Raw genomic sequence first — 23,701 nt, forward strand, 5'->3', positions numbered from 1 at the left:
CGTCGACTCATTTCCGGCACCTCTCTATTCATTCGGCATATACCGGTCGGAAGGCTATGATAATGTTTTGCTTTGATTTTCTTCGCGCGCCGTCACGATATGCCTGCCTATATCAAACCAAGATGGTTACGGGATCTGCTACGTTTCCTCCCGCTGAAAAGCCAGTTCGTGCTATCGGGAAATGTGCGCGATTTACAGGCCGGTGAGGTTGCCCCTGAAGTTGTGACGGCGCAGTCGCTGGTAAGTACGCTCGGCGACAATCTCCGGGAAACGGGCTATGCGCAGTTGGTCGTCTGGAATCCGATTTCAGGCTTCACGGTGCCCGATAGCCGGGTGCCGCCAGCGGAGCCTGCCGATGAAACCCTACGACGTCTCGGCCTGACGCCTATGGATGGCACGGCGCCGGGCGGCATCGATGCGCTCACTGCATGCCTTGAACGCCTGTCTACACTACCCGGTCCGCCGATTGCCCTCGTCGTCGATTTTGCTTCTCGGTTGGCAATTCGCGCGGAATCGCTGAACCCGGCCGAACACACACTTTTCACGCGTGCATTGGTACTGGCGCATATGGCTGCGCCACGCCCCGCGGGAGAATTGCGACGTCCGTTTTTTAATACCGTGATCTGGATCGTCGACAAGGAAGGCGACCTGCCAGACTGGTTGCTGATCGACAATCCGCGCATACGGCATATTCCCGTGTCGAAACCCGATAGTGCCGCACGTCGGGCGTTGGCCGGCGCGTTGCTGCGTGGCGTACCCGGTGCGCATGCCGCCACACCGGACAGTCTTGCCAAGGCGGAATCCGCATTCGTCGACGGTTCCGAGGGATTGCTGCTCGCCGACATGAATGCGATCGCCACGCTCGCCCGCGTCGAGCAGGTTCCTATTGAGAAAATTGCCGATGCCGTGCGGCGTTATAAGGTCGGCGTCACCGAGGATCCTTGGCAGCAGATCGACCGCGACAAGATCCGTTACGCCGACGCTTTCATTCGCCGGCGCGTCAAAGGGCAAGCGCACGCAGTCACGCACATGCTCGACCTCGTCAAGCGCGCCATGACAGGCGTAGGTTCTCAGCGGAAAGGAAACCGGCCGCGTGGTGTCGCATTTCTCGCCGGCCCGACCGGTGTCGGAAAAACCGAACTTGCCAAGACAATCACGAGCCTGTTGTTCGGTGACGAAAGTGCCTACATCCGCTTCGACATGTCGGAATTCAGCGCGGAACACGCCGACCAGCGGCTCATCGGCGCGCCGCCCGGCTACGTTGGCTACGACGTCGGCGGAGAATTGACGAATGCAATTCGCGAACGCCCGTTCAGCGTAGTGCTCTTCGACGAAATCGAAAAAGCGCATCCGCGCATTCTCGACAAGTTTCTGCAAATTCTGGATGACGGCGTGCTGACGTCGGGGCGCGGCGACCGCGTGTACTTTTCCGAAGCGTTGATCGTTTTCACGTCGAACCTCGGCATTTACCGCCAGGACGAATCGGGTCAGCGGGTGGCGAATATCCAGCCAGGAAACGACTTTGCGGAAATCCAGAAAAAAGTACTCGGGGAAATCCAGCGGCATTTCAAGCTGGTTCTGAACCGACCCGAAATCCTGAACCGCATCGGCGAGAATATCATCGTCTTTGACTTCATCCGCGAGGATGTCGCGACGGATATCTTCGAGCAGATGGTCAATGCCGTGCTCGAAGACGTCGCCTCCCAGGGCATCGCCGTCGACCTGGACACCGGTTCCAAGGCAGCGCTTCAGGCGAGATGTCTCGGCGATCTATCCAATGGTGGCCGCGGCATCCGAAACCAGATCGAAGCGCATCTGCTCAACCCATTGGCACGCGGCCTGTTCGATCAAGATGCGAACGCCGGCGATCAATTCGTCATCTCGGGCATCGACTCGGATGCGTTCCATTTGCAAAAGCGCTAGGCCATGGACATCCGCATTTCACGCCTGCACTTTCCCGTGACGACGCTCGGGCCGGGGCAGCGGATCGGCATCTGGTTTCAGGGTTGCACAATCCGATGCCAGGGCTGCATATCGATGGATACTTGGGCAAACGCCGGAGGCGAAACCACCGTAGACGCCATATTGGCGCAGGTCCGGACCTGGTTGCCTGAATCCACCGGCATTACGATCTCGGGTGGAGAGCCGTTCGATCAGTCCGATGCGCTCATTGCGCTCCTGCATGGCCTGCGGCCGCTACCGACAGGCGACATCCTCGTCTACAGCGGCTACACGATCGAATCCTTGTCCAATACCCTGGCCCGAGCCGAGGGCCTGATCGATGCGCTGATCTCCGATCCGCTCGACATCGACGCCCCGCAGACACTCCCGCTGCGCGGCAGCGACAATCAGCGATTGCACTGCCTTACGGCACTCGGCCACGCGCGTTTTGCACAGTACGAACACCAGCCCCGGAACGACGGCAAGGCACTGGACGTAATGTTCGACGAGGATGGTAGCGTCTGGTTCGCGGGGATACCGGGCCGTGACGACTTTCAACGATTGAGAGACCTATTGACCGATCAGGGCCATCACGTCCGGATCAGTGCCGACAAGGCAAGAAATAGATAAGACAGGAAATGTCAGCCATGATGCGTTTTTGTCCGAATTGTCGAACCGAGCGGTCGGTCGACGAGTGGTTCTGTGCTGGCACGGTCGGCGATGCTATTTGCAACTGGGACTTGTCCGGCGTACTGATCCGGGCGACCGGCTGGCGCCCCCAGGATGTGATTACGGTCGAGACCGTCAATCAGCAAGCGGATTCAGGCGCATCGGGAGTCAGTGGGCAGACCTCATTGTCGTGCGCGAACGGCCACCCGATGAACGACGGCGACCTCATGTGCCTCGAATGTGGCGCGGATCCGGCCGTGCCAGCCGACGCGCAGCAGCTCGGCGTCGGCGGTGAGGCTTCCGCAGATCACTCGACGGAGGACTCGTCGCGGGTGCCTCTCGAAGAAACGCGGATCGACGGCTGGCGACTATTGCGCCAGATTTCCAGCACGGACGGCGTGCGCGAACGCTACGTGGCCCAGCAGGACGAGAACGGCAGGCAGGCAATCCTGACGCTTTATCGACCAGGCGCCGAACCTGACCCGGCTGTCTACGATGTGGTTCGCCGCCTACCTCGCGAGCACGTGCCGGACATCATCGCTACCGGACGGTGGGATCAACGTGCTTACGAAGTCGCCGAGGAGATGAGCGGCGGGACGCTGGCGGATCTCGGCATAGCCGTACGCGATATCGCGACGATCCGCCATGTGATCGATGAACTTGGTCAGGCCCTGCAGGCGTTTTCGGACGTGGGTCTTCGGCATCGGGACCTGCGGCCCGGAACGCTGCTTGTGCGCAGTCGCGACCCCCTGGACCTCGTCATCAGCGGTTTCGGTTCGGCACGACTGTCCGAATTCGATCTCGATATCGTCTCACCGCTCGAAACGACGCGCTATATGGCGCCCGAGGCCATTGCAGGCGGTGTTGCCGCGGCGTCCGACTGGTGGAGCCTCGGTATGATCCTGCTCGAGCAGCTGACCGACGGCCGCTGCTTCGAGGGCATCAACCCGCGCGCGTTTCTGATTCACGTGCTGGCCAACGGCGTCACGCTGCCGGACGATCTGGATCCGTCGCTTCACCTCCTGCTGCGCGGCCTGCTGGCGCGTGATCGGCATCAACGCTGGCAATGGCCACAAGTCAGAGCCTGGCTGGACGGCAAACCGGTAGATGCACCTTCGGTAGCGCCTGTAGATTCCGATAACGACGAAGGTGCCAGCATCGCATTGGGCGCTCGGCTATATCGCAAGCCGGCGGTCTTCGCGCTGGCCGCTGCCGAGCGCGAGAATTGGGAAGCGGCACGCGACCATCTGAATCGCGGCGTTGTCTTGACATGGGCTGAACAAGCCGGTGTCGGTGCGAAAGCGCTGGCTGGCCTGCGTCAGGTTGCTCAACTCGACGGCGTTGATGACGATTGCCGCCTGATGATCGCGCTCAAGCTGTTGAATCCCGACATGCCGCTTATTCTGCGCGGCGATATTGTCACGCCCGGTTGGTTGCTGCAAAACCCGTTGGAGGGTTACGACCTGGTGACCGGGCCGGTGCCAACATTTCTGGAGCGACTGGGCACCGAAAGCTGGCTGTCCAGGCTACGCTCTCGAGCCGATGAAGTGCGACACCGGGCCGCGCATCTTGGCATCGAACTGGACGAGGACATGGTGCGCGTCGCGCTGCTTTCCACCTCGCGCGCCCAATTGGCCGCGCAATGGGAAGAGCGACGCCTTTTGTTGCCGGATTCCGATCATCACGGCCTGCTGTCGCTGTCGGAACGCCGAGTCCTGAGCGAAGAAGACCTTATCGTTCTGTTGAGCGCGGCAATTTCACAGTTTCGTTCGGTCGACGAGATCCTCGAACAAGCGGCAGTCATCGCAGAGCGAGAACAAATTTTGGTCTTTGACCGCGAGGCGGCCCGGTCCGCGCTTGCGCTTCCGCGCGTCGAGCTGTTCCACTCTGTCGATGACCGAATCGCAGGATTCGCGCGTACTGGAAATCAGGCGGTCGATGAATGGGCAGAGCAGTTCCGATTAGAACGTCGCTTGCCGCTGCACGAAGTGGTCGTTCTGTTGTCCGTTCCCGTCGAGCAGTGGCTGGAACCGCAGAAGCAGCAATACGTGTCGCAGATTCTCGACTTCTTCGAGAAAAAAGTCGCCACAACCGTGTTGCGTGGTCCGTTGGTACGGATGACCATCGGCAAAACCACGGGACGGGTCGATCTTCACGAACTGAACGGCGAGCGATTCGCCAGCACCGCGCTGCTCGACCATCTGCTCCAACGCAATGTACAGACGGTATCGGTGGACCCAGCCGTGTTCGGTACAAGCGGAACGCTAGAAGGCCGCTTGAACACGCTGTACCGGCAGACTTCGCTCTACAAGCGGGATACCGGCATCGACGGCCTCTATCTGGGCTTCCCGTTCCTGCTTTACAAGGATCATCGCGGCACGACGCGCCCTCGCATCGCCCCCGTCCTTTTGTGGCCCGTCAAATTGCTGATGGAGCTCGGCACGCGAGGCCAGGTCGCGATGGCTTTTGACGGCGAGCGCGAGGAGGTTCGCCTGAATCCGGCGCTCGAGGGCTTGCTGGGGCGCGAGGCCGCCAAGGCATGGCGTGTCGCAGCCGACGAGGTGCTCGGACGTTCCGCGTTGAAAGCGGCCGACGTGGTCGATGCCTTCGGCCTGCTGGCCGACGTGGAAAGTCGGAAACTCGGCGCACTGCCGTCGCCGACTCTCGACATGCCCGTCGGCGCGACGCGCCTCGCCTGCGCCGGTGTGCTCTTTCACGTCGACTTCGCCGGCCAGGCCATTGGCGAGGATCTGCGTCAGCTCAAGCAATTGTCGCCTTCCGGCACGGCGCTCGAATCGATGCTTCGGCTCAAGGACAAATCCGCCTACGATGCATCCGACGCAGTCTCGACCGAACTCGACCGATTCCTCACGGTGGCAAGCGATCCATCGCAAGAAGCCGCCATCCTGCAGGCGCGTCAGGGGCCCGGACTGCTGGTCGAAGGGCCGCCCGGTACCGGCAAGAGCCAGACAATTGTCAACATGGTCGCCGACGCAATCGGGCAAGGCCGAAGCTTGCTGATAGTCTGCCAGAAGCATGCCGCGCTGGACGTCGTTCGTAAGCGGCTGGTCGCCGAAGGGCTGGGCGATCGCATCGTGATGCTCAACGACGTCAACAAGGACCGCGAGCCAACGATCCGCGCCGTCCGCGAGCAACTGGATGCGATCTTCCGCGGCACCGTGTTCGATCAAGGATTGATACGCCAGCGTGAACGCATGGCCGCGAGAATCGAGGCCCTTGAGGGCGAACTTGATCGTCAGCATGCGGCGCTGCATCGCATCGACGAATCAACCGGCCTTAGCTATCGGGCGCTGCTCGGCGAACTGATCCGGCTCGAAGCCGGTACACCGCCTATCAGCGTGCCGCAATTGCGTACACGGCTTGCCACGCTGGATATTTCGACACTGACAACACTAGAAGAACACTGTGCTCCGCTAGCACGATACTGGTTACCGTCGAAGTTCGAAGGCAGTGCACTCGCGCAATTGAAACCGTTTGCGACGGATACCGCCACGCTCGAAGCGTTCAATGCGATCTTCGCGGATTTCCGCGAGGCGGAGCGCCTGCGAATCGAGACGCTCACTGCGCATCCCGCGCGATTCGATGTCGACGATCCCGCCCCATATCGGGCCTGGCTCGATGCCAACGCCAGCCGCCTTGTCGCGCTGGACGATACACAACGCAAACGGCTTGCGCAATGGTTGTCGCTATTTCGTCCGGCCGACCATGCCGACGCGCAAGGCCATCGGTATTACACGGCGCTCGGCGGCCTGCATCGCGATCTGTTGGCCGTTGAGACCAGCGGCTTCGATGCCGTGCTATCGGCAGCCGTCGCGCGCTTGCCCGATCCAGAGCTCCGCAAGCTCGAGGCCCAGGCGACGTTGGCGACTCGCGCCCCGTCTCTGATGCGCCGCCTTAACCCGATCACTTATCTGCGGCGTGGTCGCTTGATGAAGTTCGTCACCCACTGCGGCGCGCCCGCGACAGACGAGACGCTCCGGAAGCTGCTCGCTGCTGCCCGGCTCGAAAAGGCCTGGAGGCCGATGCGCGACACATTGAACACGATCAGCCGGGCATTGAATCTCGAGACGGTCGAGCCCACCTGTGGGCGGGCACTCGCCGATGCCTGCCTGACCCGCCTGCGCCAGTTCGAGGAAATTCGCGAACTCGCGCAGCATCTTGCGATCGCGCCACGCGGCGACGAGTTCGACTCGGCCGTGATGACCGGAGATCGAGCACCCGTCAAACAGTTACTCGACGGTTTCGAGACCGCGTTTGTACGGCACAACGCGCGCCAGCACAGTCTTCGGGCGCTGAGCCCCCTCGATGAGTGGCTTTCGGCAGAACTCTTCACCGCCTGTCGGCAGGCAATTGCCGACAACATCAATCATCAGGCGCCGCTGAACCGGATCGGCGATGCGCTGCCGACCTTGGCCGCCTATCAGCAATTCCGAACCCGAGCACGGCACCTTACCGCCGAGGCGCTCGACGTGTTTGCCACCGTGCGCGACCACGAAGACTCGCTGATGCGCGTGCCGCCTGAACACCTCGACGACGCGGTGCGGCGCATGATCAACCGCGAGGCGCGGCTCGGATGGAAGCGTCGCATGGAGCAGGACAATCCTGAGTTGTTGCTCGACCATAGCGAAACGACCGCAAAGATCGACGCACTCGCGGCTGCCGACGAGGAAATGCGTCGTCTGAACCGCGAGATGCTTCGCAACGGTATAGACCACGGCAGACTGGGTTCAGCGCGTGATTGGGAAGACGTGACGCGTTTGACCGGTCGCCGCTCCCGGCGTCTGCGCGAATTCATCGAACTCGGTACGGAGCTTGGCCTGATGGCGCTGCGGCCGGTCTGGTTGATGAATCCCGATGTCGCCAGCCGCGTACTGCCGCTGAAATCAGGGTTGTTCGATTCCGTCGTCTATGACGAAGCGTCTCAGATGCCAGTGGAATACGCGATTCCGACGCTGTTCCGCGGCAACTTGTCGATCGTCAGCGGCGACGAGAAACAAATGCCGCCGACGGCGTTCTTTTCGAGCCGAACGGATAGCGACGAAACGGAAATCTTCGACGGCGAGCAACCCGACGAGGCGGCGACGGAAGACGAACGCGAGCGCTTCGAGGACACCTGGAACCGACGTGAAATCAAGGACTGCCCCGACCTGCTGCAACTGGCACGGAGCGCGCTGCCCGTGTCGACGCTGCAGATTCACTATCGTTCGGCATATCGAGAGCTGATCGGCTATTCAAACGCAGCGTTCTACGAGAACAACCTCAGCGTGCCCGTCCGTCATCCGGATGCCACGGTGCGCGAGGTGAAGCCGCTCGAACTCGTCCAGGTGAATGGTCTTTACGAACAGCAGACCAACAGCGAAGAAGCGGATCGCGTGGTCGCGCATCTGGCGCAACTATGGCAGCAGCCCTACGCACAGCGCCCCTCCGTCGGCGTGGTCACATTCAACCGCAAGCAAGCTGACCTCATCCTGGAGCGCCTGGAGCAGCGCGCGGAAGTGGATGAGGCATTCCGCGATGCCTACCGTGAGGAACTCGACCGAACCGATCGTGGCGAGGATATGGCCGTATTCGTGAAGAACGTCGAGAATGTCCAAGGAGACGAACGCGACATCATCATCTTTTCCACGACCTTCGGGCGAAACGGCCAGGGAACCTTTCGACGCATGTTTGGCGTGCTTGGCCAGAGCGGAGGCGAGCGTCGTCTCAATGTGGCAGTGACGCGTGCCCGCCATAAAGTCGTGCTCATCACGTCGATGCCCATCCGCGAGATCTCCGACATGCTCACGACGCAGCGCAAGCCGGCGATTCCGCGCGATTACCTTCAGGGTTATATGGAATACGCACGTGCGATGTCGAACGGTGAACTGCCCGCCGGCCGTGCATTGCTTGGCCGCATGAGTAGCGAACGGGCGCATGCGAAGTTGCGGCAGACGGGTGTCGTCGACGGATTCGCGGAAGATGTGCTTGCTTATCTGCAGGATCTCGGTCTGTCACCGGTGCCAGCACAGGAAGGCGATGCTTTCGGGCTTGATTTTGCGATTGCAAACCCGGAAACCGGTCTTTACGCGATCGGCATCGAGTGCGATGCGCCGCGTCACCCCTTGCTCGAACATGCGCGAGCCCGGGAAATCTGGCGGCCGTCCGTGCTGGGACGAGCCATTCCAAAACTGCATCGCGTTTCGTCACAAGCCTGGTTCCACGAACCGGAGACAGAGAAGGCACGCTTGAAAGCGGCCGTAGAACTGGCCCTGAGTCAGGAGGTGACGGCATGAGTGGCCCGAAAGTGGTCCGGATCGTGACGCGCGAAGAAATCGTCGCGATCTGCGAGGGACATCTGCAGCGCCTTGACCAAGCCATCGCCACATGGATTGCAGAAGGCCGACGTACCGGCAAGCTGTCGGACGAAGAGATCGCGGCGACCCGGGCTCGCCGTGAAGTGTTGGCCGCCTTGATCGCCACCGACGCGTTCATGGATTTGCAGAAGAAAGTACCCGACGAGATTGCTTTCCTGAAGGCGGATGTCGCCCGGCGTCAACAGGCGGCGGTAGACCAGGCCGAGCAGGCAGCGAAACGCCGACGGCAAGGACGGCACAGCGCGACGGCATTGCTCGGCGCATTGGTAGCGAAAGGCATCGAGATACCGGCTGAACTCCATAGGCAACTTGATCGCCTGCGCTCGGGTGACATACTCGAAAATGCTGATGTCTTGCTAGCGCAAGGGTTCGCCCTTCTAACGCCCGCTGTGGGACGAACACTCAATGATGCGCAACAGGCGCTAGCGAATCGCCTGATGCCGGCTGAAGCGTCGGCAGACTTCCAGACCTGGAAAGCAGCGCAACTGGTTGCGTCCCGTGATCCGTCGATCGACCGTCTCGATCGACGGATTGGAGAAGCCCGTGTATTCCTGGAACCACAAGAAGTTGCCGGGTTCTCGTCGAGATTGGATGCGCTTGAAGACGAAGTGAGCGACGCGCGAAAAAACCTGCTGCTCGACAGCCTGATCCTCGACCTGTCGAGTGCAATCGAGGCAGCCCGCGCACGTCGCGCGGCAATCGCTGCACTGGAAGAGCTGACGGCAGAGATTCAGGCGTGCGACACGGCAGATACGGCGATTTTTGTCGAACGCGCTCGACAATGCGAGATTGCCACCTCGCCTGACGTCGTGACCGAGCTGATCCAAACTGGGCAGAACCTGATCGCGCGGGTGCGGCAGCAACAAGCAGCGGAGGCTCGGCGCAACGCAGTCCTGAGCGGCTTGGCTCGACTCGGCTATGAGGTGCATGAGGGCATGACGACCGCCTGGGCGAAGGACGGCCGCGTCGTTGTCAAGAAAGCGTCCCTGCCGGGTTATGGTGTCGAAGTCGGCGGTCAGGCTCAAGCCGGCCGCCTGCAGGTCCGGGCCGTATCCCTCGTCGCAAATCGCGATGTCGCCCGCGACAAGGATGTCGAAACGCTCTGGTGTGGCGAGTTCGGCCGGTTGCAGGCGTTGTTGGCACAACATGGCGACGACTTGCTGATAGAGCGTGCGATGGGTGTTGGTGAGGTACCGCTGAAGGTTGTTTCCGAAATGGACCATGCTTCCGGCACTGAAGCAGCCAAACGCACACTGGGGTAAGCCGGTGATGGAGAAAGTCTTCCGAACGCGGCGTATGCCGCGCGCGGGTGTTGTCGGTGACGGAGTGAATCTATTTGCCGTCCCCAGGAAGCAAAGGCTTCGAACCTAGCGAACCCACGAACTGGCCGATTCTCTCGCCGTATGCGCGACGCAAGCAATCAAGGTTCTGGCCACATTGATGCCGAGTAGCGAACCAGTCTGACTCGGATTGCCGGAGAGACTCTGGATCCGAGACGGTTTGCAATGCAGCCACATACAACTGAGCCAACCTCCGGTCCATTGCTGCCAAACCTGGGTCATGACAGATCGCCGCTTCATCAGCGTGTGATGCTTGCGAGCAGTCGAAACTGGTCGCGAAAGTATGCGTTTGCAAGACATGATCAGCCGGCGCTTCGGAGGCTCCGCCGCTTTGTTCAGATATTTCGAATGCCGAGCGCTCGGAATCGGACATACCGGATGCTGATTGGACCGCTGCATGCGCCGCCGACAGAGAATTGTCGTTCGCCGGTCGAACGGTATCGACAGAGGGAAGATCCGCGGCTGCCCGAGCTTCGTGAGTCACTTCGTTTCGAGTCGGTTGCGTATCTGAATCCGATATGCGGTTAATCAATAACCCAAATGAAAATAAACCGATACCACACAACAAAATCTTACCTGACCGGACAAAATTCCTAGCATCCGGCTCATTATTCTTATAGCCAGTCTTGAATCTCCGATCGACCTTACGGGTATCTATAAAGCCGCCGATCCCGATCAGTGATGCAAGCACCCCCATACCAACCAGGCCATTACCTATTATTGCCATATTGTTTCCCCGATGCGAATTTCGTGATGTATTTTCTCAACGTGACCTTCCGGGCGCATCCAGAGCAATTTGATCAGAACCGTACTGGCCCTCTCAAGTATTACCGACCATTGCTGTACGTCGCCCTTTAGCTACCCTTCGTTCGATCACGATGGAATTTTATTCCACATTCATTCGGAAATTAGCAAGGCGAACTTCCGTCGAATCCTCAGATTCTACGTAGTCACACCAAAAAACGGGCAGCGCGCGGGCTATCTGGTGATATCCGGATAGTGCGAATAATCGCCCCCCGTCAGGCCGTCGGAAAAAATTGTTTTGAATTGTGTCTGCAACTCACGCCCGAGCAGCCTTCCACTCACTCCAGCTGCGTGGGTGCCGTCCACAAAGCTGTCCGCTCGCTGCGCTCCATCGCGCATTCGCGCCGCCCTACCGCGCCGCCTGCTGCCGCTGCACCTCCTGCGCTTTCATCCGCAGATACGCGGCCCGCTCGACTTCGTGCAGTTGCTGCGGATACTGCTCGGTGGCGTCGAACCAGCGCGCGAGGCGCTGGTCGAGCGGTTTGTCGAGCGTCGCCAGATACGTGTCGATCGCGAGGTAGTAGCGCATCGTGTTGCGCTCCAGCAATCCGCGCACGCCGCCGATATATTGCGGCTGCGCGGCCGATGCGCCGCTCGCGAGCGTGAAGCCGACCTTGTCGCTGCCGGCCGTCGCGAGGTAGGTCTTCATCGCCATGCGGCCGACCGTGCCGAAGCCGTACGAATACGTGAGGTGCAGGAACGTGCGCGACGCGCCGATCGGCACGGCCTCCAGCGCGATCCGGTAGTCCTTCGTGCCCATCGGGCCGCTGTCGGCGGTCAGGTCGACCTGAAAGTAGTCGGGCGTCGCGGCGGCCACGCCGTAGCGGAACTGCACGCGATAGGTATCCGACAGCTTCTGCTCGATCTTGCGGCCGAGGTTCACGTCGAGCACCGGGCCGTTGCTGCCGGTCGATGCATGGCAATACTTCGTGTTCAGATGCAGGATCAGCACCGCGCACCAGTTGGCGGGGCCCTGCGCGGGATCGTTGAGCTTGCCGTTCACGACGGAAAACGGATAGTCGACGACCGCGTAGATATCACCCTTCAGCGTCGACGATGCCTCGGACGATTCGAGGTACAGCGGGCGGTGGAACGGGTTGTTCTTCAGTTGCTCACCGAGGCTGTGATAGCGGTCGAGCAACGCCGCCGCGCCGTCCGCGCCGAACGACAGCGCACTCCAGCCCACGCATAGCGCCGCGACGAGCGCGTGCCAGGCGCGGCGAGCGTATCGCGGGGCTTGCGGGTGTGGGGTTGTCTCCATTGTTGTGCTCCAGTGCGGCGTGCGGGTTGGCGCGCCAGTTTCACGGAAGATGCCGACCGCTATCGGCTTCGCTTCATCGGGACCGGCAATTGCGCGGCGGTGATCCGGATCAGCGTCGACAGCCATTCGCGGTCGTCCCAGCGATCGCCTCCAATGACGAGATGCGGTTTTGCTGCCGGATACGGTGGAGCTTCGTCACAGGCACCGACAAACGCACGCCCGTCGTACGTCGGCTTGACGAACAACCGGTCGTCGCACACCAGCGCGACCATCTTGCCGTCACAGTAGATTCCGTATTCGCCGAACATCTTGCGGGCCGACACCGTGCCGGCCAAGGCCATCTGCTCGACGATGAAATCGACGGTTCCCTGACTCGATGCCATCCACCCACTCCGTGACCGAATAACCGTTCTGACCGTCATCGATGCCGTGTCGTTCCGTTCGATCCGCTCGCGCCCCGCTTATTTGTCGGCCGAAAACGCACTCGACATCTGCCGTGCCCGCTTCACGTCATCCCCGTGCAGATAGATCGACGTCGTCGAGATCGACGCATGCCGCAGGTTGTCGCGCACCGTCGTCAACTCGGCGCCCCGCGCGAGCGCGTGCGTCGCATGCGTATGCCGCATCCAGTGCGGGCTCGCCTGCCGCAGCTTCTGCGCGAGCGCGGGGTTGTCGGCATCGACGAGCGCGGCCGTCTGCGCGAAGAAACGCTGCATCACCTTCCACAGCCGCATGCTCGTGATCGCGGCCGCGCCGTCTTCCGCGAGGCTCGGAATCAGCGGCGTATCGGGCCGCCAGCGCACCGGCGTGACCGGCAGCCGGCGTGCGACCAGATAGCGATCGAGTGCCGTGCGCGCGAGCGGCGGCAGCGCGACGCGCGCGGCCTTGCTGCCTTTGCCGATCACCTTCAGCCACGCGTCGCCGTGCGCGTCCGTGTCGATGTCGCCGAGCGTCGCGCCGACCAGCTCGCTCGCGCGCAGTCCGGTCGCATAGCCGAAATCGAGGATGAAGCGCAGCCGTTGCGCGGCGGCCGGCGTCCAGCCGGACCCCGGCGCGCCGGACGGCCTGTCCTTGCGAAACTCGAGCCCGTCCGCGATCGTGCGCACGAGCAGCCATTCGCCTTCGGTGAACGCATGCGACGTGTCGAGCGCATTCGCGCCGCGCGTGTCGCGCACCTTGACACCCGCGAACGGATTCGCGAGCAGGTAGCGCTGCTCGATCAGCCAGCGGAACAGCGCGCCGAGGACCGACAGCGTGTACGCGGCCGAGCGCGCGGACAATCCGCCCGAAAACGGCCGCCAGTCCGGCGCGCCGCGCGGCCGCACGGGGCCGACCCAGCGCTCGTGCGGCGTCGGGCGCCGGATGAACGCGCGATACGCGACCGCATCCTCGGTCGTCAGCGACGACAGCGCACGGCCGCGCTCGACGATCGCCCACAGGATCAGCCGCTCGGCCTCCTTCCGGTACGCGCGTCGCGTCGCGGCCGATTCGTGCAGCGACAACCACGCGTGCACGGCCGCGTAGTCGTTGTCCGCATCGAGCGTGCTGGTGGCGCGCGGCGCGCGGAACGTGCCGGCCGATCCGTCGACCTCGTGCGGCAGTTTCAGTTGCTCCCACGGCACGATGCTGCCGCGCGGCGTCGCGGCGATCAGCGCGCGCGCCCGCTCGGTCAGGTCCGGATGCGCGGAAAAGAACGCCTCGATATGCCGCGCGCTCGCCACGCCGAGCCCCGCGATCGCGCGCCACCACTGACGCCGCCGCGGAATCCGCACGGTCAGGTCGGCGAGCGTCGCGATCCCGTGCGCACGCAGCGCGGCGACCGCACGCGCCGGCAGCCACAGGCCGACGTCGTCGCTGATCTGCGGCACCGGCGCGCGCGCATGGCGTAGCACGCCGATCGCATCGGTCGCGGCCTTCGCCATCTGCACGCGCTCGCGGTCGGCATGGCCGAGCTGCTCGGCGAGATCGGGCCGTCCGGCCTGCCGCGCGAACCGCACGAGGCGACGCCGAATGGCACCGATCACGCCGCGAGCCGAGCGCCCTTCGCCGAGCCGCCCGGGCAGGTAGCGCTCGACGGCCTGGCGCACGGTCATGCCCGCGTACCACGCACGCAGCGCGGCGAGTTCGTCGGCGTCGGGAAAGCCCGCGAGCGCGGGCGCGGAATCGGAGGAAGGCGGCAGGGTGAGGCGCGGTGTCATGGGCGCAAGTTTGACAGAACTGCGCACGGTCGCAAACGGCCGAAGCGCGGTACGACTACCTGGGCGAGGCCGGACGCTACCGGGCTCGCGCAACCGCGCTCAACCCGCCACGGGCGTGCGCCGCACTTCCGACAGATAGATGAGGATCAGCGATACCCACACGATTCCGTACAGAAACATGAAGCAGGTCGTGCGCACGCGCAGCAGGTCGAGCAGCATGCCGAACAGGATCGGCAGCAGGAAGCCGCCGAGCCCGCCCGCAAGGCCGACGATGCCCGTGACGACGCCCATGTTGTCCGCGAAATCGTCGGCGACGTATTTGAAGGTCGACGCCATCCCGAACGCGAACACCGCGCCCAGCACGAAGGTCAGCGCGACGAAGCCGGCCACCGGCATCGCCAGGTTCAGCGACGCGGTCCCGTCGATCGTGTGGATCACGAAGTCGGTCGCCGGATACGACAGCAGGAACAGCGCGATCCATGCGACCCACAGCCCCCACCACGTGACCGCATGCGCGCCGAAGCGATCGGACAGCGCGCCGCCGAGCGCGCGCAGCACCGAGCCCGGCAGCGAGAAACCGGCCGCGAACGCGGACGCCATCACGAGCGACATCCCGTATTCGCTCTTCAGGTACTGCGGGATCCACAGCGACAGCGCGGTGAAGCCGCCGAACGTGATCGAGTAGTACTGGCACAGCCGCCACACGCGCGGGTCGCGCAGCACCTTGAACGAATCGAGCATCGAGCCGCCGCGCTTGCCGGCGCCGGGATCGGGCGCCGACGCGAACCAGAAGATCACGGCCGTGACGAGCAGCGCGATCGCATACACGCGCGGCACGAAGCGCCAGCCGTACGCGGCGAGCAGCAGCGGCGTGACGAACAGGTTGACCGCCGCGCCGCAGGTGCCCGCGCCGAACACGCCCATCGCGAGCCCGCGCCGCTTCGGCGGGAAAAAGCGCGCGACATACGGCGTGCCGACCGCGAACGACGCGCCGACGCAGCCGAGGAACAGCCCGATCACGAGGAACTGCCAGAGCTGCGTCGCGTAGCTGACGATGTAGACCGGCACCGCGCACACGACGAGCAGCACCGTCATCACGATACGGCCACCGAAGCGGTCGGTCCACGTGCCGAGCGGCAAGCGCATCAGCGCGCCGGTCAGCACGGGCGTCGCCGTGAGCAGCCCGAACTCGGTGCTGTTCAGGCCGAGATCGGCGCGCAACTGCACGCCGAGCACGCCGAACATCATCCACACGACGAAACACACCATGAACGCGAGCGTGCTCGCGGCCAGCACCGACCACGCGCGCAGCGGAATGGCCTGCGGATCCGCAGCCACGCCGACGTTACCTTGTTGAGTTGCCATATCCAAAACCCCGCTTCATTGGACGAGCGGCCCGTTCGCGCCGTCGAAGGTCACGCCTTCGACGCGCGCGCCGGCCGCGAGTATCGCCACGTATTGCCGCATCGCCCGTTGCCGCACGCGTTCCGACAGGTACGCGGCGATCTGGCCGGCGGCTTCGTCGAACGGCACGACGTCGCCCGGTATGCGGCGCTCGATGCGCACGATGTGAAAGCCGAAGCGCGTGTCGACGAGTTTCGGCAGCACGCCGAGCCCGTCTGTATCGAACAGCGCGGCCTCGAATTCCGGCACGGTGTCGCCGCGCAGCAGTTGCCCGAGGCTGCCGCCGACTTGCGCCGACGGACAGTTCGACGATTCGCGCGCCACTGCTTCGAACGTATCGGGCGCGGCGACCACGTCGGCGAGCGCACGTTCCGCGCGCTGCCGCAGCGGCGCGAGCGGCACGCGGTCGGTCACCGCGAACAGCACGTGGCTTGCATAAACGATGTCGTTGCGGCGAAAGCGCGCCGGATGCTGCGCGTAGTAGCGCTCGCAATCCGCTCGATCGGGTTCAGGCACGTGCGTCAGCTCGCATTCGAGCAGCGCGTCGACCGTCGCGTCGTCGAGCGGCGCGCGTTCGTCGATCAGCGCGAGCGCCACCGCGCGCTGACGCAACAGCTCGCGCACCGCAAGCGCATGCCGTGCCGCGTCGAGCGGATCGCGCGCATCGCCGTGATGCGCGGCTTCGGCCGCGATGGCCGCGTCGTCGATCGCAATGCCGTTGATCGTCAGCGGCAGCGTCGCGACTTCGGAGAGAACGTCGTTCATGTGGCCTCCTCAGCGCTTGCGCACGAGCTGGTACGGGCGGATCAGGTACGCGACCGATGCGATGCCGCTCCAGATATGCACCATCCGCGTGAATGGCGACACGAGGAAGATCGTGAAGCCGAGCAGGATATGAAGCCGGTAAGTCAGCGGCACGCCGACGAGCAGGCTCGCGATGTCCGGCCGGAACGTGACGACGCCCTTCACGTAGTCGGTGAGCTGCTCGAACATCACGCCGTCCATGTGACGCGTCGACAGCACGACGGTGCCAAGCCCGAGCGCGAGCTGCACCCACAGCATCAGCACGATCAGGATGTCCGACGTGCGGCTGTTCTTGCGGATGCGTGCGTCGCCCAGGCGGCGCCAGATCAGGATCGTCAATCCGATGATCGCCGCGACACCGGCCGCGCCGCCCGCCACCATCGCGACGAGTTGGTGCCCGGACGCCGACAGGAACGGCGACACGAGCCAGTGCGGCGCGAGGAAACCGCCGAAGTGCCCGAGCACGACGACCAGCACACCCCAGTGGAACAGGTTGCTGCCGAGCCGCAGCATGCCGTGGCGCAACAGCTGCGACGAATCGCTTTTCCACGTGTATTGCTCGCGGTCGAAGCGGATCAGGCTGCCGACCAGCAGCACCGCGAGACAGATGTACGGGTAGATCCCGAACAGGAACTGATGCAAGTAAGCGTTCATGTCTTTCCCCAGTTGGGCCCGCGCTCATGCGCCGCGGGCCGGCCGCTTGTCGTGGAACCGCACGGTCTGCTCCGTCGACGCCGGCGTTGCCGCGCCGACGAAGCGCACGGCTTCGTCCGCATACGACGCATCGAGCGCGCGGTAGTCGTCCGCAGTCGCCCGCGCGGCGGCGACGTCGTCGTCCGCGTCGGCCGGTGCATCGACCGGCGCGAGGCCGGCCATCGGCAGCAGCGCGCCGACGACGAAGCTGTAATGGCTGCCGCGCTGCGCGAGCTGGTCGGCCAGCGCGCGCAGGATCTCGCCGGTTTCGGCGAGCAGGTTGCGCGCATCGGGCGCCGGCAGCCGCGACAGGTATTCGAGGAATACGGGCAGGTAGTCCGGCAGCTCGCCCGGGTTCAGTGCGAGCCCGTGCCGCTCGTACATCTGCAGCAGGTCGACCATCGCCTGCCCGCGGTCGCGCGATTCGCCGTGCACGTGCTCGAACAGGTGCAGCGACGTCGCGCGGCCGCGATCGAACAGCGCGACGTAGTTCTCCTGCAGCGTCAGCAGGTCGCGCTCGCGCACGTACGCGAAGAACCTGTCGAGGCCCGCACGCACCGCCTGCGGCACGCGCATGCGCTCGCGCAGGTGGGCTTCGATCGAGTCGAGCACGTCGACGAGCGCGTCGTCCGGATAGTCGAGCAGCGTCGCGAACGCCGCGTAGGTCGGATCGGGTGCGGTGCTCATCGCGATACCTCGTGAATCGGAATCGTCCTCGTGCCCTTCTCCTTCTTCGCGCTGAACAGGCTCGCCGACGAACGGCCGTCCGAACAGCCGTTGCCGAACGAGAAGCCGCACGACGCGCGCAGGTCGTACGCGTTCTCCGCATATTCTCGATGCGTGGTCGGGATCACGAAGCGATCCTCGTAGTTCGCGATCGCGAGATAGCGGTACATCTCCTCGACCTGCGCGAGCGACAGGCCAACCTGGTCGAGCACGCCGCGCGCGTCGATGCCGTCGACGTGGCGCGCGCGCATGAACGCGCGCATCGCGAGCAGCCGTTCGAGCGCGAGCTTCACCGGCGCCTCGTCGCCGGCGGTCAGCAGGTTCGCCAGATAGCGCAGCGGAATGCGCAGCGATTCGACGTCGGGCAGGTAGCCGTTCATCCCGAGCGCGCCGCTGTTTGCGGCCGAGTTGATCGGTGACAGCGGCGGCACGTACCAGACCATCGGCAGCGTCCGGTATTCCGGATGCAGCGGGAACGCGATCTTCCAGTCGATCGCCATCTTGTAGGTCGGCGAGCGCCGTGCGGCGTCGATCCACGCGGCCGGCACGCCGTCGCGCTCGGCCTGCGCGATCACGGCCGGATCCTCCGGATCGAGGAACAGCGACAGCTGTGCCTCGTACAGGTCCTGCTCATTCTCCGCGCTCGCGGCTTCGCTGATCCGGTCGGCGTCGTACAGCAGCACGCCGAGGTAGCGGATGCGGCCCACGCAGGTCTCCGAACACACGGTCGGCTGGCCGGCCTCGATGCGCGGATAGCAGAAGATGCACTTCTCGGCCTTGCCGCTCTGCCAGTTGTAGTAGATCTTCTTGTACGGGCATCCCGACACGCACATGCGCCAGCCGCGGCACTTGTCCTGGTCGATCAGCACGATGCCGTCTTCCTCGCGCTTGTAGATCGAGCCCGACGGGCACGCCGCGACGCACGCCGGATTCAGGCAGTGCTCGCAAAGGCGCGGCAGGTACATCATGAAGGTGTTCTCGAACTGCCCGTAGATGTCCTTCTGCACGTTCTCGAAGTTGTAGTCCTTCGCGCGCTTCTCGAACTCGCCGCCGAGGATTTCCTCCCAGTTCGGGCCCCACTCGATCTTCTCGAGCCGCTGGCCGCTGATCAGCGAGCGCGGCCGCGCAACCGGCATCGCGCGCGTGTTGCCCGCTTCCTGCAGATGCGCGTAGTCGAACGTGAACGGCTCGTAGTAGTCGTCGATCTCGGGCAGGTGCGGGTTCGCGAAAATCTGCGCGAGCAGCCGCCACTTGCCGCCGAGGCGCGGCTCGATCCTGCCGTCCGCACGCCGCTGCCAGCCGCCGCGCCAGCGGTCCTGGTTTTCCCAGTCCTTCGGATAGCCGATGCCCGGTTTCGTCTCGACGTTGTTGAACCACGCGTATTCCATCCCTTCGCGGCTGGTCCACACGTTCTTGCAGGTCACCGAGCAGGTATGGCACCCGATGCACTTGTCGAGGTTCAGCACCATCGCGATCTGTGCACGTATTTTCATGACGTTTCTCCCGCCCGCACCGCTTGCGTTGCCGGTTCGACTACGGCCTCTTCTCCGTCGAGCCAGTCGATCCTGCTCATCTTGCGCACGATCAGAAACTCGTCGCGATTCGAGCCGACCGTGCCGTAGTAGTTGAAGCCATACGACAGCTGCGCATAGCCGCCGATCATGTGCGTGGGCTTGAGCGCGATGCGCGTGACCGAGTTGTGAATGCCGCCGCGCGTGCCGGTGATTTCGGAGCCCGGCGTGTTCACGATCTTCTCCTGCGCGTGGTACATCATCACCATCCCCGATGGAATCCGCTGGCTCACGACCGCCCGCGCGCACAACGCGCCGTTCGAGTTGTAGCACTCGATCCAGTCGTTATCGACCGCGCCGATCGCCTTCGCGTCGTCCTCCGACATCCACACGATCGGGCCGCCGCGCGACAGCGTGAGCATCAGCAGGTTGTCCGTGTAGGTGCTGTGGATGCCCCACTTCTGGTGCGGCGTCAGAAAGTTCAGCACGCGCTCGGGGTTGCCGTTCGAGCGCTTGCCGACCATGTGTTCGTAGCTGCCCGTGTCGATCGGCGGCTTGTATGCGCACAGCGACTCGCCGAACGCGCGCATCCACGCGTGATCCTGGTACAGCTGCTGACGGCCCGTCAGCGTGCGCCATGGCACCAGTTCGTGCACGTTCACGTAGCCGGCGTTGTACGACACGTGCTCGGATTCGATCCCGCTCCACGTCGGCGACGAGATGATCTTGCGCGGCTGCGCCTGGATGTCGCGGAAGCGGATCTTCTCGTCCGCGCGCGCGACGGCCAGATGCGTGTGATCGATGCCGGTGAGGCCGGACAGCGCACGCCACGCCTTCACCGCGACTTCGCCGTTGGTCTCCGGTGCGAGCGCGAGGATCACCTCGGCCGCGTCGAGCGCGGTGTCGATGCGCGGGCGCCCCTGCGCGGCGCCGTCGGCGACCGTGTAGTTGAGCTCGCCGAGCAGCTTCACCTCGTCCTTCGTATCCCAGCCGATGCCCTTGCCCGCGTTGCCGAGCTTGTCCATCAGCGGCCCGAGCGACGTGAAGCGCGCATAGGTGTTCGGGTAGTCGCGCTCGACGGCGATCACCGCCGGCATCGTGCGGCCCGGCACCGGCTCGCACTCGCCGCGCTTCCAGTCGTGCACGTCGAACGGCTGCGCGAGCTCGCCCGGCGTGTCGTGCGCGATCGGTGCGAGCACGACGTCGCGTTCGACGCCGAGATGCCCGTCGCACAGCTCGGAGAAGCGCTTCGCGATTCCCTTGAAGATCTCCCAGTCGCTCTTCGATTCCCATGCGGGATCGACCGCCGCCGACAGCGGATGGATGAACGGATGCATGTCGGACGTGTTCATGTCGTCCTTCTCGTACCACGTCGCGGTCGGCAGCACGACGTCCGAATACATGCAGGTAGTCGACATCCGGAAGTCGAGCGTGACGAGCAGGTCGAGCTTGCCGCGCGGCGCGTCGTCGTGCCACTTCACTTCCTCGGGGCGCGCGCCGCCCGTCGCTCCGAGGTCCTCGCCCTGCACGCCGTTGGTCGTGCCGAGCAGGTGCTTCAGGAAATACTCGTGCCCCTTGCCCGACGAGCCGAGCAGGTTCGAGCGCCACACGAACAGGTTGCGCGGGAAGTTGTCCGGTGCGTCCGGATCCTCGCACGCCATCCGCAGCGTGCCGGCCTTCAGCTGCCGGGCGACGTCGGCGCCGGCTTCAACTGCATCGCCCAGACTCGCGCCGACCTTCAGCGGATTCACCGCGAGCTGCGGCGCGGACGGGAGCCAGCCCATCCGTTCCGCGCGCACGTTGTAGTCGATCGGCGAGCCGTGGAACTGCGTCCTGTCGGCGAGCGGCGACAGCAGCGCGCTCGGGTCCATCGTGTCGTAGCGCCACTGGTCGGTGTGCGCGTAGAAGAACGACGTCGCGTTCATGTGCCGCGGCGGGCGGTTCCAGTCGAGCGCGAACGCGAGCGCGGTCCAGCCCGTCTGCGGGCGCAGCTTCTCCTGACCCACGTAATGCGACCATCCGCCGCCCGGCTTGCCGATGCAGCCGCACATGATCAGCATGTTGATGATCGCGCGGTACGACATGTCCATGTGGAACCAGTGGTTGATCCCCGCGCCGATGATCACCATCGACTTGCCTTGCGTCTTGTGCGCGTTCTCCGCGAACTGCCGCGCGACCGAGATCACGTCCGCGCGCTTCACGCCGGTGATCGTTTCCTGCCACGCCGGCGTATACGGCAGATCGTCGTCGTAGCTGGCGGCCACGTCGCGCCCGCCCAGCCCCTGGTCGAGCCCGTAGTTCGCGACGAACAGGTCGTAGACGGTCGCGACCAGCATCTCGCCGTCGCGCGTCGCGATGCGCCGCACGCCGATCCGGCGCGACAGCTCGGAGCCGTGGTCGGTCGAGTTGAAGTGCGCGTGCGGCTGGTTGCCGAAGTACGGGAACAGCACGTCGACCACGTCGTCGTGCTCGGCCGTGCAGGACAGCCGCGGCGACAGCGCCGCGCCCTTCGACGTCTCGCCGCGCAGATTCCATTTGCCCTTGTCCGCGTCCGCCTGCTGCCCCCAGCGAAAACCCACCGAGCCGACCGGCACGACGAATTCGCCCGTCGCGTCGTCGATCATCACGGTCTTCCAGTCCGGGTGCGCGGCTTCGTCGAGCGCGTCGTCGAAGTCGGATGCGCGCACGAGACGCTCGGGCACGTAGCCGTCGCCGTGCGGCACGAGACGCACGAGGCACGGCATGTCGGTGTAGCGCTTGCAGTAGTCGATGAAGTAGTCGCTCTTGCCGGCCAGGTGGAACTCTTTCAGGATCACGTGCCCCATCGCGAGCGCGAGCGCCGCGTCGGTGCCCTGCTTCGGATGCAGCCACAGGTCGCCGAACTTCGCGCCCTCCGCGTAATCGGGGAACACCGACACGACCTTGGTGCCGCGATAGCGCGCCTCGACGAGGAAGTGCGCGTCGGGCGTGCGGGTCTGCGGGACATTGGAGCCCCACATCATGATGAACGTCGAGTTGTACCAGTCGGCCGATTCCGGCACGTCGGTCTGCTCGCCCCAGGTCTGCGGCGACGCGGGCGGCAGGTCGCAGTACCAGTCGTAGAAGCTCAGGCACACGCCGCCGATCAGCGACAGGTAGCGCGAGCCGGCCGCATACGACACCATCGACATCGCCGGAATCGGCGAGAAGCCGACCACGCGGTCGGGCCCGTAGCGCTCGACCGTGTAAACGTTTGCGGCCGCAACGATCTCGTTGACCTCGTCCCAGCTCGCACGCACGAAGCCGCCGAGCCCGCGCCGGCTCTGGTACGAACGCCGCGCGTCGTCGTCCTCGACGATCGAGCGCCACGCGTCGACGGCGCCGAGCGTGCGGCGGCGTTCGCGCCACAGCTTCACCAGCGCGCTGCGCACCATCGGATGCTTCAGACGATTTGCGCTATACAAATACCAGGAGTACGAAGCACCGCGCGAGCAGCCGCGCGGTTCGTGGTTCGGCATGTCGGGGCGCGTGCGCGGGTAATCGGTCTGCTGGGTTTCCCAGGTGACGATCCCGCCTTTCACGTAGACCTTCCACGAGCATGAGCCCGTGCAGTTCACCCCGTGAGTCGAACGGACGATCTTGTCGTGCTGCCAGCGCATCCGGTAGCCGTCTTCCCATTTCCGGTCTTCGTCGGTGACGGCGCCGTGTCCGTCGGAGAAGGTTGGCCTCGTGGTGGAGAAATAACGCAATCTGTCCAGGAAATGGCTCATGGGGATCTCGTTTTTCCGGTCTGTTCGCAGACCCTGATTATTTAAGGAGGTGAAATACCGGTTGTAAAGGACCATCGAATTTCGATCGCTGCGTCCTTCTCACCGTGGTCGAACCCATTGTCGGGTGAAGCGACGTATCACGATTTGATACAAATCACGATATCGTTCATCCGCCTGCAACGGTCGCAAACAGGGCGATCGAGCGGCACCACCTGTTATGCTGCGCG

14 protein-coding genes are annotated in these 23,701 nt (G+C 64.0%); 4 read left to right on the forward strand and 10 right to left on the reverse strand.

The window, feature by feature from the left end; genetic code table 11:
- Positions 1-99: 99 nt before the first annotated feature.
- The 4 genes from BAMB_RS28410 to BAMB_RS28425 are packed head-to-tail and all read left to right on the forward strand — an operon-like array spanning position 100 to position 10,246.
- Complete coding sequence (locus BAMB_RS28410) at positions 100-1,923, forward strand: AAA family ATPase (RefSeq protein ID WP_011660596.1); 1,824 nt, start codon at positions 100-102, stop codon at positions 1,921-1,923.
- Between the two features lie 3 nt (positions 1,924-1,926).
- The gene (locus BAMB_RS28415) at positions 1,927-2,571 is read left to right on the forward strand and encodes a 4Fe-4S single cluster domain-containing protein (RefSeq protein WP_011660597.1); all 645 of its coding nucleotides are present in this window, start codon (positions 1,927-1,929) and stop codon (positions 2,569-2,571) included.
- 17 nt (positions 2,572-2,588) lie between these two features.
- The gene (locus tag BAMB_RS28420; RefSeq protein ID WP_011660598.1) at positions 2,589-8,903 is read left to right on the forward strand and encodes an AAA domain-containing protein; all 6,315 of its coding nucleotides are present in this window, start codon (positions 2,589-2,591) and stop codon (positions 8,901-8,903) included.
- On the forward strand, positions 8,900-10,246 hold the full coding sequence (locus BAMB_RS28425; protein ID WP_011660599.1) for a hypothetical protein: 1,347 nt from the start codon (positions 8,900-8,902) through the stop codon (positions 10,244-10,246). Before BAMB_RS28420 ends, BAMB_RS28425 begins: the two co-directional genes overlap by 4 nt.
- A gap of 70 nt (positions 10,247-10,316) precedes the next feature.
- Here the strand turns inward: BAMB_RS28425 and BAMB_RS34610 are convergent, their stop codons facing one another.
- The 10 genes from BAMB_RS34610 to BAMB_RS28470 all read right to left on the reverse strand — a co-directional run bounded on the left by BAMB_RS34610 (position 10,317) and on the right by BAMB_RS28470 (position 23,474).
- Complete coding sequence (locus BAMB_RS34610; protein WP_082089707.1) at positions 10,317-11,051, reverse strand: lysozyme inhibitor LprI family protein; 735 nt, start codon at positions 11,049-11,051, stop codon at positions 10,317-10,319.
- Between the two features lie 426 nt (positions 11,052-11,477).
- Positions 11,478-12,389, reverse strand: coding sequence for a hypothetical protein (locus BAMB_RS28430; RefSeq protein ID WP_011660601.1), 912 nt, complete (start codon positions 12,387-12,389; stop codon positions 11,478-11,480).
- 59 nt (positions 12,390-12,448) lie between these two features.
- Positions 12,449-12,772, reverse strand: a complete 324-nt coding sequence (locus BAMB_RS28435) for a TfoX/Sxy family protein (protein WP_041491751.1) — start codon at positions 12,770-12,772, stop codon at positions 12,449-12,451.
- Positions 12,773-12,850: 78 nt separating this feature from the next.
- Positions 12,851-14,587 (reverse strand): site-specific integrase, encoded by a 1,737-nt coding sequence (locus BAMB_RS28440; RefSeq protein ID WP_011660603.1) that lies wholly within the window; start codon positions 14,585-14,587, stop codon positions 12,851-12,853.
- 99 nt (positions 14,588-14,686) lie between these two features.
- The gene (locus BAMB_RS28445) at positions 14,687-15,952 is read right to left on the reverse strand and encodes an MFS transporter (RefSeq protein WP_011660604.1); all 1,266 of its coding nucleotides are present in this window, start codon (positions 15,950-15,952) and stop codon (positions 14,687-14,689) included.
- Between the two features lie 15 nt (positions 15,953-15,967).
- On the reverse strand, positions 15,968-16,756 hold the full coding sequence (locus BAMB_RS28450) for a peptidylprolyl isomerase (RefSeq protein WP_011660605.1): 789 nt from the start codon (positions 16,754-16,756) through the stop codon (positions 15,968-15,970).
- Positions 16,757-16,765: 9 nt separating this feature from the next.
- Positions 16,766-17,449, reverse strand: coding sequence for a respiratory nitrate reductase subunit gamma (gene narI / locus BAMB_RS28455; RefSeq protein ID WP_011660606.1), 684 nt, complete (start codon positions 17,447-17,449; stop codon positions 16,766-16,768).
- Positions 17,450-17,473: 24 nt separating this feature from the next.
- Positions 17,474-18,175 (reverse strand): nitrate reductase molybdenum cofactor assembly chaperone, encoded by a 702-nt coding sequence (narJ, locus tag BAMB_RS28460; RefSeq protein ID WP_011660607.1) that lies wholly within the window; start codon positions 18,173-18,175, stop codon positions 17,474-17,476.
- Positions 18,172-19,707, reverse strand: a complete 1,536-nt coding sequence (gene narH / locus BAMB_RS28465; protein WP_011660608.1) for a nitrate reductase subunit beta — start codon at positions 19,705-19,707, stop codon at positions 18,172-18,174. Before narH ends, narJ begins: the two co-directional genes overlap by 4 nt.
- On the reverse strand, positions 19,704-23,474 hold the full coding sequence (locus BAMB_RS28470; protein ID WP_041491752.1) for a nitrate reductase subunit alpha: 3,771 nt from the start codon (positions 23,472-23,474) through the stop codon (positions 19,704-19,706). The genes narH and BAMB_RS28470 overlap by 4 nt, the downstream gene beginning before the upstream one ends.
- Positions 23,475-23,701 lie beyond the last annotated feature (227 nt).

The organism is Burkholderia ambifaria AMMD, assembly GCF_000203915.1.
Classification (GTDB): Bacteria; Pseudomonadota; Gammaproteobacteria; order Burkholderiales; family Burkholderiaceae; genus Burkholderia; species Burkholderia ambifaria.